Annotated in this window: 11 protein-coding genes; 9 read left to right on the top strand and 2 right to left on the bottom strand. The window is 70.6% G+C overall.

Annotated features, from left to right (window positions below):
• Positions 1–232: 232 nt before the first annotated feature.
• Positions 233–1,000: a type I methionyl aminopeptidase gene (gene map / locus ACFY5C_RS04570; protein WP_389440260.1), complete on the bottom strand. Its 768-nt coding sequence runs from the start codon at positions 998–1,000 to the stop codon at positions 233–235.
• Between the two features lie 32 nt (positions 1,001–1,032).
• Between map and ACFY5C_RS04565 the strand changes: the two genes are divergently transcribed.
• The 9 genes from ACFY5C_RS04565 (at position 1,033) to ACFY5C_RS04525 (ending at position 12,251) form a co-directional block, all read left to right on the top strand.
• On the top strand, positions 1,033–1,293 hold the full coding sequence (locus ACFY5C_RS04565; protein WP_389440258.1) for a helix-turn-helix domain-containing protein: 261 nt from the start codon (positions 1,033–1,035) through the stop codon (positions 1,291–1,293).
• 158 nt (positions 1,294–1,451) lie between these two features.
• On the top strand, positions 1,452–3,035 hold the full coding sequence (locus ACFY5C_RS04560; RefSeq protein ID WP_389440256.1) for a hypothetical protein: 1,584 nt from the start codon (positions 1,452–1,454) through the stop codon (positions 3,033–3,035).
• A 204-nt stretch (positions 3,036–3,239) separates the two neighbouring features.
• Positions 3,240–4,082: a nitrilase-related carbon-nitrogen hydrolase gene (locus ACFY5C_RS04555; protein WP_389440254.1), complete on the top strand. Its 843-nt coding sequence runs from the start codon at positions 3,240–3,242 to the stop codon at positions 4,080–4,082.
• Positions 4,079–5,362, top strand: coding sequence for an aspartate aminotransferase family protein (locus ACFY5C_RS04550; RefSeq protein ID WP_389440252.1), 1,284 nt, complete (start codon positions 4,079–4,081; stop codon positions 5,360–5,362). The genes ACFY5C_RS04555 and ACFY5C_RS04550 overlap by 4 nt, the downstream gene beginning before the upstream one ends.
• 49 nt (positions 5,363–5,411) lie before the next feature.
• Positions 5,412–7,004: a PucR family transcriptional regulator gene (locus tag ACFY5C_RS04545; RefSeq protein ID WP_389440250.1), complete on the top strand. Its 1,593-nt coding sequence runs from the start codon at positions 5,412–5,414 to the stop codon at positions 7,002–7,004.
• A 155-nt stretch (positions 7,005–7,159) separates the two neighbouring features.
• Positions 7,160–8,002 (top strand): nitrilase-related carbon-nitrogen hydrolase, encoded by an 843-nt coding sequence (locus tag ACFY5C_RS04540; protein ID WP_389440248.1) that lies wholly within the window; start codon positions 7,160–7,162, stop codon positions 8,000–8,002.
• A 117-nt stretch (positions 8,003–8,119) separates the two neighbouring features.
• Positions 8,120–9,523 carry a dihydropyrimidinase gene (hydA, locus tag ACFY5C_RS04535; RefSeq protein WP_389440246.1) on the top strand — a complete coding sequence of 468 codons (1,404 nt, stop codon included), beginning with the start codon at positions 8,120–8,122 and terminating at the stop codon, positions 9,521–9,523.
• An 11-nt stretch (positions 9,524–9,534) separates the two neighbouring features.
• Positions 9,535–10,557 (top strand): TIGR03842 family LLM class F420-dependent oxidoreductase, encoded by a 1,023-nt coding sequence (locus ACFY5C_RS04530; RefSeq protein WP_389440244.1) that lies wholly within the window; start codon positions 9,535–9,537, stop codon positions 10,555–10,557.
• A gap of 146 nt (positions 10,558–10,703) precedes the next feature.
• A complete protein-coding gene (locus tag ACFY5C_RS04525) occupies positions 10,704–12,251 on the top strand; it encodes an NCS1 family nucleobase:cation symporter-1 (protein WP_389440242.1) in 1,548 nt (515 codons plus the stop codon).
• Positions 12,252–12,266: 15 nt separating this feature from the next.
• Here the strand turns inward: ACFY5C_RS04525 and ACFY5C_RS04520 are convergent, their stop codons facing one another.
• On the bottom strand, positions 12,267–12,929 hold the full coding sequence (locus ACFY5C_RS04520) for a hypothetical protein (RefSeq protein WP_389440240.1): 663 nt from the start codon (positions 12,927–12,929) through the stop codon (positions 12,267–12,269).
• Positions 12,930–12,931 lie beyond the last annotated feature (2 nt).

Genomic DNA, 12,931 nt, shown 5'->3' with positions numbered 1-12,931 from the left:
CGCTCATCGACGTGCCGGAGTCGGGTAACCCGGGCGCAAGCCGGTTACACCTGGCCGCGTTCGTAGAACACCTTCGCACGAACGATGGCCGGGGGCACCTTCAGGGAAACGGCACCCGAGGGCGCCGGAGTCCTTCGGCGATCGACGGCCGCCCCAGGCCGCGACCGCCGACTTCACCCACCGGCCTGCGGCCGCCCGGACCTCCGCCGAACCTCACCGGCGGGGGTGCGTCTCAGCGTGCCGTCAGGATCCGCGGCCCCGCCTGCGTGATCGCCACAGTGTGCTCCGCGTGGGCCGCGCGCGAGCCGTCGTTCGTGCACAGGGTCCAGCCGTCCGGCGCCGCGTGGTAGCCGTCCTGGCCGCCGGCGATGAGCATCGGCTCGATGGCGAGGACCAGGCCGTGGCGCAGCGGCATGCCCCGGCCGGGACGGCCCTCGTTCGGCACCGAGGGGTCCTCGTGCATCTTGCGGCCGATACCGTGCCCGCCGAAGCCGTCCGGGACGCCGTATCCGGCCGCCCGGCACACCGAGCCGATCGCGTGGGCGATGTCGCCGATACGGTTGCCGACGACGGCCGCCTCGATGCCCGCCGCCAAGGCCCTCTCCGCGGTTTCGATAAGGCGTACGTCGGCCGGGCGCGCGCTGCCGACCGTGAAGCTGATCGCCGAGTCTCCCGCCCAGCCGCCCAGTTCCGCGCCGCAGTCGATGGAGACCAGGTCGCCGTCGCGCAGGCGGTAGCCGGTCGGGATGCCGTGCACGATCGCGTCGTTCACCGAGGCGCAGATGACCGCGGGGAAGGGGACGGGGGCGAAGGAGGGGCGGTAGCCGAGGAAGGGTGACGTCGCCCCCGCGTCCCGCAGCACCTCGCGCGCCACCTCGTCCAGCTCCAGCAGGGAAACCCCCACGTCGGCGGCCTTGCGCACGGCGGTGAGGGCCTGGCCCACCACCTGCCCCGCCTCGTACATCGCATCGATCGACTGGTTCGTCTTCAGCTCCACCATGCCAATTACTATACCGGTATTAGAATGGTGGCATGGTGCGCACCCCTCTCACCCCCGAAGAGCGTGAACGCGGCGAGCGGCTCGGCCGGCTGCTGCGCGAGGCTCGCGGCGGCCGCAGCATGACGGACGTCGCCGCGAGTGCCGGTATCTCCGCGGAGACGCTCCGCAAGATCGAGACCGGGCGGGCGCCGACGCCGGCCTTCTTCACGGTGGCGGCGGTGGCGCATGCCCTCGGCCTGTCGATGGACGAACTGGTCGGGCGCTGCGCAGCGGTTGCCGAAGCGGCCGCGTGAGACTGCTGCCTAGGTCGCTGTCCGAGAGGGTGCGCACGTCACGCTCCGGGAGCCGCGGCGTACTCTGCGTTCAGCCGGAAAACTCCCCGTAGCACGCTCGTAACATCACTGGTGTTGCCTAACGGACCGGAGTGCTCCGGTCTGGCGGGAGTTGGGCGATGTCAGTGGATCAACTCCCGGCTCGGATGCGGGAGTTCGTGAACTACCTGGACGGCCTTGTGGCGCGCCTGGACCAGGGCGGCGGCTGGTGCGGGGTGTTCTGGCAGCGCGACCCGGAGGGCATGCAGGCCTGCCTCGACGGGCGCGAAGTGCCGCCCTGGGACGTGGTGGAGTCCCTCCTGTACGACCTCGCCGGCCAGTACGGCCCCGGCGGCGCCGCCCCCGAGACGGAACGCGCCCGCGCCCTGCACGCCGGCGCCCTCGCCGCGTACGACGCCCGGCCCGGTGGCCGTGACGCCCTCGGGGACCGCCTCGACGTCATGCTCCGCGAACAGCGCTACGCCGCCGAACGGCAGGCTGATCTGGGCCGATTGCTCGCCTCCGCCACCGAGCGCCAGGACGCCGACGCCATCCGCCTGGACCTCGCCTGGGCCCGCGACGACCACGAACGCGCGACCGCCCGATGCGCCGAACTCCGTTCGCGGATGGCCGGTTTGGATCACCGGGAGGCCGACGCGCGGAGTCAGGCGATACGGCGGGAGCGAGCGGGGGAGGAGAGATTCTTCCGGGCCGGTGGTTCTGAGGGTGGAGGCTCTGGAGGCGGCTCATTCGGACATGAGGGTGGCGCGGGCGACGTCCGGGAAGGCGGGCCTGGACGCGATCGCCATGCGGATGACGGCATCGGCAGCGCGGGCTTCGGTGACGCCGCAGGGCCCGCTGCCGTCGCCGGTACGCGGTTGAGTGAGGCCGATGAGCCCGAGCCGGTGGCCGAGCCGGCGCGCCCGGTCCAGGAGCCGGGGAACACCGCCGTCCGCGAAACCGCTCGGCCCGACGAGCGACCGGCGCCGCGCAAACGCCGCCGAGGCAGCGCCCGCTTCGCCGGGATCGTAGAGGAGGAGGCCGTCCCCGTGACCGTACCGCCGACCGACCTGCCCAGCCTCCCCGCCCAGCCCGCCACCACCCGCCGCACCCCGCGCGGAGCCCGATTCGCCGGTGCCGCCGAGGAGGTGCCCGCGGCCCCGGACCCGCAGTCGCAGGCCGAGCCCGCCGATGCCGAGGAGCGGCGTGAGGTCGTCGGGGTCGTGGAGAGGCTGGTGCGGCTGCGCGGTGCGGGGCGTAGTGGCGAGGCGCACGCGCTGCTCGTCGAGGCCGCGTACTGGCCCGCCCGCCGCATCCCGCTGCTGGCCGCCGAGATGCAGCGTGCCGGGCTCGGAGCCGACTGGGCGACCCTGCTGTGGGAGGCCGCCTCGCTGCCGGCCGAACGGCTCGTCGCGGCGGCTGACGCGCTGACCGCGGCGGGCCGGGCCGACGACGGGGAGCAGATCCTGCGCCAGGGCGTGGCGCGGCCCGCGAACGAGATCGGGCAGGCCGTCGTGGGGCTGGCCGGCGCGGGACGGCACCGTGAGGTCCGGACCCTGCTCGACGCGTACGTCCGCGTCCGGACCCCGGAGGAGGCCGCCCGCAGCGCCGCCGCCGACCCGAAGTCGCTCGTACCGCTGCTGCTGGCAGCGGCCCAGGGCGTCTCGGACGAGTGCCATTGGGACCTTGTCCACGCCCTTCGGGTCGCCGGCTTCACGGCGTGACACCCCCGGCACGGACCCTGGCGCCGCTCCCGCCACATCCGCCCCACCGGCCCCATCCATCACCCACAGGAGTGTGAAACGTGATCGACTCAGCGGGTTAACGACGATGGTCTTGGCAAGGCTGTTCCAGGGGCTTACTTTCGAGCCTCTACGGCCCCCCTCTACGGGCGTAGAGGCTCTGACGTCCCGTCGAAGGAGCAGCTCATGGCCAACGTCGTACGCGCCGCTCTGGTCCAGGCCACCTGGACCGGCGACACCGAGTCCATGGTGGCGAAACACGAGGAGCACGCCCGCGAGGCCGCCCGGCAGGGCGCCGGGATCATCGGCTTCCAGGAAGTCTTCAACGCTCCCTACTTCTGCCAGGTCCAGGATCCGCAGCACTACTCCTGGGCCGAGCCGGTCCCCGACGGGCCGACCGTGCGGCGTATGCAGGAGCTCGCCCGCGAGACGGGCATGGTGGTCGTCGTCCCCGTCTTCGAGGTCGAGCAGTCGGGCTTCTACTACAACACCGCGGCCGTGATCGACGCCGACGGCACCTTCCTCGGCAAGTACCGCAAGCACCACATCCCGCAGGTCAAGGGATTCTGGGAGAAGTACTACTTCAAGCCCGGCAACATCGGCTGGCCCGTCTTCGACACCGCCGTCGGGAAGGTGGGCGTGTACATCTGCTACGACCGCCACTTCCCGGAGGGCTGGCGCCAACTCGGACTCAACGGAGCCCAGTTGGTCTACAACCCCTCCGCCACCCACCGCGGCCTGTCCTCCTATCTCTGGCGCCTGGAGCAGCCGGCCGCCGCCGTCGCCAACGAGTACTTCATCGCCGCGATCAACAGGGTCGGCGTCGAGGAGTACGGCGACAACGACTTCTACGGGACGTCCTACTTCGTCGACCCCCGCGGCCAGTTCGTCGGTGAGACCGCCAGTGACAAGAGCGAGGAACTCATCGTCCGCGACCTCGACTTCGACCTCATCGAGGAAGTGCGGCAGCAGTGGGCCTTCTACCGTGACCGCCGCCCCGACGCCTACGAAGGGCTGGTGCAGCCGTGACCAAGGACCTTCTGGGCCGCCACCGCGCCGTCATGCCGGACTGGCTCGCCCTGTACTACGAGGAGCCGCTGGAGATCACCCACGGCGAGGGCCGTCACGTGTGGGACGCCGCCGGCAACCGGTACCTCGACTTCTTCGGCGGCATCCTGACGACGATGACCGCGCACGCCCTGCCCGAGGTGACGAAGGCGGTCAGCGAACAGGCCGGGCGGATCATCCACTCCTCGACCCTGTACCTCAACCGGCCGATGGTCGAACTGGCCGAGCGCATCGCCCAGTTGAGCGGCATCCCGGACGCCCGTGTCTTCTTCACGACCTCCGGCACCGAGGCCAACGACACCGCCCTGCTGCTCGCCACGACCTACCGGCGCAGCAACACGATCCTCGCGATGCGCAACAGCTACCACGGCCGCTCCTTCAGCGCCGTCGGCATCACCGGCAACCGCGGCTGGTCCCCGACCTCGCTGTCGCCGCTGCAGACGCTCTACGTTCACGGCGGGGTGCGCACCCGTGGCCCGTACGCCTCGCTCAGTGACGAGGACTTCATCGCCGCCTGCGTCGACGACCTGAACGACGTCCTCGGCCACACCCGCCCGCCCGCGGCCCTGATCGCCGAGCCCATCCAGGGCGTCGGCGGCTTCACATCCGGGCCCGACGGGCTGTACGCCGCCTTCCGCGAGGTGCTCGCCGAGCGCGGCATCCTGTGGATCGCCGACGAGGTGCAGACCGGCTGGGGCCGCACCGGGGACCACTTCTGGGGCTGGCAGGCGCACGGCCGGTCCGGTCCGCCGGACATCCTGACCTTCGCCAAGGGCATCGGCAACGGCATGTCCATCGGCGGTGTCGTCGCCCGCGGCGAGATCATGAACTGCCTGGACGCCAACAGCATCTCGACCTTCGGCGGCACGCAGATCACCATGGCGGCCGGCCTCGCCAACCTGTCGTACCTGCTGGAACACGACCTCCAGGGCAACGCCCGGCGCGTCGGCGGACTGCTCCTCGAACGGCTCAGGGCCGTCGCGGCGCAGGTGCCGCACGTACGGGAGGTACGCGGCCGGGGCCTGATGCTGGGCATCGAACTCACCCGGCCCGGCACCGACGAGGCCGACCCGGCCGCCGCGTCGGCGGTCCTGGAAGCGGCCCGCGACGGCGGCCTCCTCATCGGCAAGGGCGGCGGCCACAACACCACGTCCCTGCGCGTCGCCCCGCCCCTGTCCCTCACCGTCGCGGAGGCCGAGGAAGGCGCCGCGATCCTCGAGAACGCTCTGAGGAGCCTCTAGCAGGAGCCGGCTGAACATCTGTGAGTACCTGAAGCAAGGGAACGCCGCCATGACCATCACCTCGGAGCTTCGGGAGCCCTTGGAGCCTTCACAACCTCTGGAACCCGCCCTGTCGGTCCGGCAGGTCCTCACCCTGGAGCGGGTGCTCGCCGGGGAGCCAGAGGTGGTGGCCGGCGCCGGTCAGCTGGACCGGCCGGTGCGCTGGGTGCATGTCGCCGAGGCGCCGGACGTCGGGGTGATGCTCAGCGGCGGCGAGATGGTCCTCACCACCGGAGTGCTGCTCGCCGGGGACGAGGACAAGCAGGCCGAGTACATCCGCTCCCTGCACCGGGCCGAGGCGGCGGCCGTCGTGCTGGGCCTCGGCCGGGCGTTCCCCAAACCGCCGGACGTGATGCGCCGGGCTGCCGAGCGGTGCGGGCTGCCCATGGTCGTCCTGCACCGGCCGTTCCCCTTCGCCGAGCTCACCGAGGAGGTCCAGTCGCGTCTCGTGCGGCGCAAGTTCGCCGCGGTCAGCCTCTCGGAGGCCGTACGGACGGCGCTCACCGGACTCATCACCGCGGGCGCCCCGCTGCAACGGCTGCTCGACGAGGTCGCCTCGCACAGCGCCTGCCCCGTCGTCGTCACCAACCTCGCGCACCGCGTCCTCGCCACGGCGGGGGAGCGCTCGGCCGTGGACGACGTGCTGCGCGACTGGGAGCGCATCGCCCGCCAGGCCGGCGGCAACGAAGGCGACGGCTGGATCCGCGCCGAGCTCGGCGGTCGCGGGGAGCGGTGGGGCCAGATCATGCTGTGCGGGCATCGCGGCGACACCGCGACAGGGCGGCTGCTCGCCGAGCGCGCTGCCGAGGCCCTCGTCCTGCACCGCATGCTCGGCGGCAACTCCGCGCACAGCTGGGAGGAGCAGTCCGCGCAGAGCCTGCTCACCGACCTCGTCAGCGGGGTCGTGCCGGCCCGGCAGCTGCTGCCACGCGCGCGTGCCGCCGGGCTGCCGGTCAACCGGCGCACCTTCGTGCCGCTGGTCGTGCGTGACGGTGAGGCGGCCCAACTGGAGCGTGTGCTGCGGATGCTGGGGCTGTCCGGGATCGCCGCCGAACTCGCCGACGGGGCGACCGCCGTGCTGCTCAGCCTCGCCCGGGACCAGGACGCCGCCGTACTCGCGGCCAACTTCGCCGCCCGGGTGCGCTCCGGGTCCGGGGCCGAACACACCGTCGTGGCCGCCGCCGACGCACGCACCGCCTGGGACGACGTGCCCGCCGGACTGCGCGAGGCCCAGCATGTCGCCGATGCCGTCGCCGACTCCTCCACCGCCCTCGACCTCCCGGCCGTAGTACGCCTCAAGGACGTGCATCTGCGCGGCCTGATCCGGCTGCTGCGGGACGATCCGCAGGTGCAGTCGTTCGCGGAGCGGGAGTTGGACGGGCTGCTGTGCGTGGCCGACGACGACATGCTGGCCGTGCTGCGGACGTACCTCGCGACCGGCCGGAACAAGTCCCGCACCGCCCAGCTCCACCATGTCTCGCGGCCCGCGCTCTATCGCCGCCTGGAGGCGATACAGACGCGGCTCGGCGTCGACCTCGACGACTTCGAGCAGGCCGCATCCGTGCACATCGCACTCCTCGCGCACGACGCGCAACAAGCCTGAAACCTGCCACGAACTGGGAAAACGGCGGTGAAACATGGGATCACGACAGGGTGACACCGTGGCACGCCGCATGCCTCCAGACGTGACACCGTGCAACTCAAACCGGCGCCCGGGACTTCCTAGCCTTCTCGCACACCGAGCGACCGGAGGTCCCGATGAGCCGAGTGATCCGTGCCGCCCTCTTCCAGACCGCGTGGACGGGCGACAAGGAATCGATGATCCAGGTACACGAGCAGGCGGCCCGCGACGCGGCCGCGCAAGGCGCTCAAGTGCTGTGCTTCCAGGAGCTCTTCTACGGGCCGTACTTCTGCCAGGTGCAGGACAAGGCGTTCTACGAGTACGCCGAGCAGATCCCCGAAGGCCCGACCGTGCGCCGCTTCCAGGCGCTGGCGAAGGAGCTCGGCATCGTCCTCGTACTGCCGATGTACGAGGAGGAGCAGCCCGGGGTCCTCTACAACAGCGCCGCCGTGATCGACGCGGACGGCTCCTACCTCGGCAAGTACCGCAAGACCCACATCCCCCAAGTGCAGGGATTCTGGGAGAAGTTCTACTTCCGCCCGGGGAACAGCGGCTGGCCGATCTTCGAGACGGCCGTCGGGAAGATCGGCGTGTACATCTGCTACGACCGTCACTTCCCGGAGGGCTGGCGAGCGCTCGGCCTGGGTGGCGCCGAGATCGTGTTCAACCCCTCGGCCACCTCCCGCGGGCTCTCCCGCTACCTGTGGCAGCTGGAACAGCCGGCGGCGGCCGTCGCCAACGAGTACTTCGTGGGCGCGATCAACCGGGTCGGCGTGGAGGACCTCGGCGACAACGACTTCTACGGCACCACGTACTTCGTCGACCCGGAGGCCCAGTTCGTCGGGGAGGTGGCGAGCGACAAGGAGACCGAACTCGTCGTACGCGACCTGGACCTGGCCAAGCTCCGCGAGGTCCGCGACCGCTGGCAGTTCTACAGGGACCGCGCGCCGGGAGCGTACGGCCCGCTGACGGCGCCGTAATAGCACCGGCCGCGTCAGCGCCCCGTAAGGGGCACGGGGCTGTATCAGTTTGCGGCTCCGCCGCGCGAGCGCGACCAGCCACAACCGAGCTGCACGTGACCAACGAGGAGAGGACCCATGACCGGCCGAACAGTAATCCGCGGCGGCCTCGTCATCACCGCGTCCGACGAGATGCACGCCGACGTCCTGATCGAGGACGGCCGTATCGCCGCCCTCGCCGCCGCCGGAACGTCCGCCGCCGAGGCCTGGACGGCCGAGCGGACCATCGACGCCACCGGGAGGTACGTCATCCCGGGCGGCGTCGACGTCCACACCCACATGGAGCTGCCGTTCGGCGGCACCTTCGCCTCCGACACCTTCGAGACCGGCACCCGGGCCGCCGCCTGGGGAGGTACGACCACGATCGTCGACTTCGCCGTGCAGAGCCAGGGCCACTCGCTGCGCGAGGGCCTCGACGCCTGGCACGCCAAGGCGGAGGGCAACTGCGCGATCGACTACGGCTTCCACATGATCGTCTCCGATGTGAACCAGGAGACGCTGAAGGAGATGGACCTGCTGGTGGAGGAGGGGGTGACCTCCTTCAAGCAGTTCATGGCCTACCCGGGTGTCTTCTACTCCGACGACGGTCAGATCCTGCGCGCCATGCAGCGCTCCGCCGAGAACGGCGGCCTGATCATGATGCACGCCGAGAACGGCATCGCGATCGACGTGCTGGTCGAACAGGCGTTGGCGAGGGGCGAGACCGATCCCCGCTATCACGGCGAGGTCCGCAAGGCGCTCCTCGAGGCCGAGGCGACCCACCGGGCCATCAGGCTCGCGCAGGTCGCCGGCGCTCCCCTGTACGTCGTGCACGTCTCGGCCACGGAGGCAGTGGCCGAGCTGACGCGGGCGCGCGACGAGGGGCTGAACGTCTTCGGGGAGACCTGCCCGCAGTATCTGTTCCTGTCCACCGACAACCTCGCCGAGCCCAACTTCGAGGGCTCGAAGTACGTGTGCTCGACGCCGCTTCGGCCCAAGGAACACCAGGCCCAGCTGTGGAAGGGCCTCAGGACGAACGACCTCCAGGTCGTCTCCACCGACCACTGCCCGTTCTGCTTCGTCGGTCAGAAGGAGCTGGGCCGCGGCGACTTCTCCAAGATCCCCAACGGTCTGCCGGGCGTCGAGAACCGGATGGACCTGCTCCACCAGGCCGTCGTCGACGGTCACATCTCGCGCCGCCGCTGGATCGAGATCGCCTGCGCGACCCCGGCCCGGATGTTCGGCATGTACCCGAAGAAGGGCACCATCGCGCCGGGCGCGGACGCCGACGTCGTGATCTACGACCCGCAGGCCGAGCAGGTCATGTCCGCCGTGACGCACCACATGAACGTCGACTACTCGGCCTACGAGGGCAAGCAGACCACCGGCCGGGTCGAGACGGTCCTCTCGCGCGGCGAACTCGTCATCACCGAGCGGGAGTACACCGGGCACGCCGGGCACGGCGTCTACACCCCCCGCTCCACCTGTCAGTACCTCAACTAGGAGCGGAGCACATGGACTTCGGACTCGTCCTGCAGACCGACCCGCCGGCCTCGCGGGTCGTCAGCCTGATGAAACGCGCCGAGCGCAGCGGCTTCAGCTACGGCTGGACCTTCGACTCGGCCGTGCTGTGGCAGGAGCCGTTCGTCATCTACAGCCAGATCCTCGCCAACACCCAGAAGCTGACGGTCGGCCCCATGGTGACCAACCCGGGCACCCGCACCTGGGAGGTCACCGCCTCCACGTTCGCCACCCTCAACGACATGTTCGGCAACCGCACGGTCTGCGGCATCGGCCGCGGCGACTCGGCCATGCGCGTCGCCGGACGCAAGCCCAACACCCTGGCCCGGATCAGCGAGGCCATGAAGGTCATCCGCGCGCTCGGCAGCGGCCAGGAGGCCGACCTCGGTGGCGGCACGGTCGTCAGGTTCCCGTGGATCAAGCCGGGTGCCCAACTCCCCGTCTGGATGGCGGCGTACGGCCCGAAGGCCCTGAAGATGACCGGCGAGGAGGCCGACGGGTTCATCCTGCAGCTCTCCGACCTCTATCTGACCGAGTACATGGTCAAGGCGGTGAAGCAGGCCGCGGTCGACGCCGGCCGTGACCCGTCCGCGGTGAAGATCTGCGTCGCCGCCCCGGCGTACGTCACCGAGGACGACTCTCCCGAGAAGCTCGCCCATGCCCGCGAGCAGTGCCGCTGGTTCGGCGGGATGGTCGGCAACCACGTGGCCGACCTGGTGTCCAAGTACGGTGAGCACTCCGCCGCCGTGCCCGACGAACTCACCGAGTACATCAAGGCCCGCGAGGGGTACGACTACTCCCACCACGGACGCGCCGACAACCCCGACACCGCGTTCGTGCCCGACGAGATCGTCGACCGGTTCTGTGTCATCGGCCCGGTCGAGAGGCACATCGAGAAGCTGAACGCGCTACGCGACCTGGGTGTCGACCAGTTCGCCGTGTACGACATGCACGACGCGCAGGAAGCCGTGATCGACGCATACGGTGCGTCGGTCATCCCGGCCATCAACTCCTGATCCCGGCCCGCGACCCGGCGCCACCCGACCCCCCACCCCTTGTCTCCCTCCCCGCGGTCCAGGCCTCCCCGCCGCCGTCCCCGGGGAGGGGCCCAAGGCCCGCCCGCACGGCCTTTCCCGTCCCGTTCTGATCGATTGGCCTGCCCATGACCGAAACAGTCCCCACGGGGTCACCGATATCGCAGTCCGCCGACGCCGGCGGACGGATCGAGCTCGCCCCCGAGGCATTCCCCGCCAACAGCCCCTTCGCCAACGAGGACCTGCGTCCCGTCCCGGTCGCCGAGCGCAAGTGGACGACGTACAACTTCGCGGCCCTGTGGATCTCCATGGCCCACTGCATCCCCAGCTGGACGCTCGCCTCGGGCCTGGTCGCCCTCGGCATGGACTGGAAGCAGGCCGTCTTCACCATCGCCCTGGCCAACGTCATCGTGCTGCTGCCGATGCTGGCCACCGGGCACGCCGGGCCCAAGTACGGCATCCCGTTCCCGGTGCTGGCGCGGGCCTCCTTCGGCCTCCGAGGCGCCAACATCCCGGCGCTGATCCGGGCGGCCGTGGCCTGTGGCTGGTTCGGCATCCAGACCTGGATCGGCGGCAGCGGCATCTTCGCGCTGGGGTCCAAGCTCACCGGCGGCGGATGGGAGAACGCCGGGAAGATCGCGGGCAATCCATGGCCCCTGTGGCTGTGCTTCCTCCTCTTCTGGGCGCTGCAGATCGCGATCATCTACCGCGGCATGGACTTCCTGCGGCACTTCGAGAACTGGGCCGCGCCCTTCGTGATCGTCGGCGCGCTCGTGCTGCTGGTCTGGATCGCGGTCAAGGCGGACGGGTTCGGCGCGCTGCTCGACCAGCCGTCGAAGCTGGGCTGGGGCCCCGACTTCTGGCCGGTCTTCTTCCCGTCCCTGATGGGGATGATCGGTTTCTGGGCCACCCTGTCCCTCAACATCCCCGACTTCACCCGCTTCGGCGCGAGTCAGAAGGCGCAGACGTGGGGACAGTCGCTGGGCCTGCCCACCACCATGACGCTGTTCGCGATCCTCGCCGTGCTCGTCACCTCAGGCTCCGAAGTCGTCTACGGCGAGGCGATCTGGGATCCGGTCACCCTCGCCGCCAAGACCGACAACGCCTTCGGTCTGCTCTTCGCGCTCATCGTCGTCCTCGTCGCCACCGTCTCCGTGAACATCGCGGCGAACGTCGTCTCCCCGGCGTACGACCTGGCGAACCTGGCGCCGAAGCTCATCAACTTCCGTACCGGCGCGCTGATCACCGGTGTCGTCGGCATCCTGATCTTCCCGTGGAAGCTCATCTCCACGCCGGAGTTCTACATCTTCACCTGGCTCGGCGTGGTCGGCGGCCTGCTCGGCACGGTCGCGGGCATCCTGATCGCCGACTACTGGATCGTCCGCCGCACGGTCCTGCACCTCGCGGACCTGTACACGCCCGGCGGGCGCTACTGGTACACGTCCGGCTGGAACTGGCGCGCGATCCTCGCGTTCCTGGTCGGCGGTGTCCTCGCGGTCGGCGGCTCGTACTCGGGCGTCGGCGCCGACGGCTCGAAGACCGGACCGTTCCCGGCCGACGGACTGATCCCGTTCCTCAAGCCGCTGGCCGACTACGGCTGGGCGGTGGGCCTGGGCGCCTCGCTGGTGCTGTACGTGGTGCTGATGGCCGGCCACAGGGAACGCGTCGAGGCCTGAGCCCCGGGAGGACGGTCAGCCCTTCTGACCGTCCTCCAAGGCGGCCACCGCCTCCCTGGCCGCCTTGATCGCGCCCTTGTTGATCTCGGCCGTGGCCGGCGCCTTGTTCGACTCGAAGTCACTGCCGCTGTAGGTGACGGAGACGAGCGCGTTCGCCGCGCGGACCAGCACCACGCCCTCGCGGGTCTGCTGCTTGTCCTCGGTGGTGAGGTTCACGACGGAGTACCCCGCGTCGCCGACACCGGGGACCTCGCCGCCGCCGCTCTTGTCCGCGACGCGCTCCTTGTAGGACTTCTCCGCCGCCTCGTCGGACTCGGTGACCTCGTAGGACACGTCCAGCCACCGGTAGTCGAAGCCCTCGAGCGCGTTCCACGAGCAGGTGCGGCGCACCTTCGCGTCGGTCGACGGGATCTCCTTGCCGGCCGGCTTGGCGCCCGGCACGAGATCCTTGACCGACTTCGAGCTCAGGCTGTCGCAGGGTGCGGGTGCCGCGGCGTACGTCTTCGACACGGCGGCCGTGGCCGGGGCAGTGGGCGACTCGTCGCCGCTCTTCTGCGTCGCCGTGTCCTCGGCGGCCGGTGTCGCGGGTCCGGACGACAGCGCCCAGCCCGCCGCGGCGAGCACGACGACGGGCGACAGGCGTGCGGTGAGGGCGAGCGGCAAGGGAAGAGAACGCACGG

Source organism: Streptomyces sp. NPDC012935 (assembly GCF_042900345.1).
In the GTDB taxonomy this organism is placed as follows: domain Bacteria; phylum Actinomycetota; class Actinomycetes; order Streptomycetales; family Streptomycetaceae; genus Streptomyces.
Note: the sequence above shows the minus strand (reverse complement) of the source record. Positions and strands in the feature narration are given on the sequence as shown.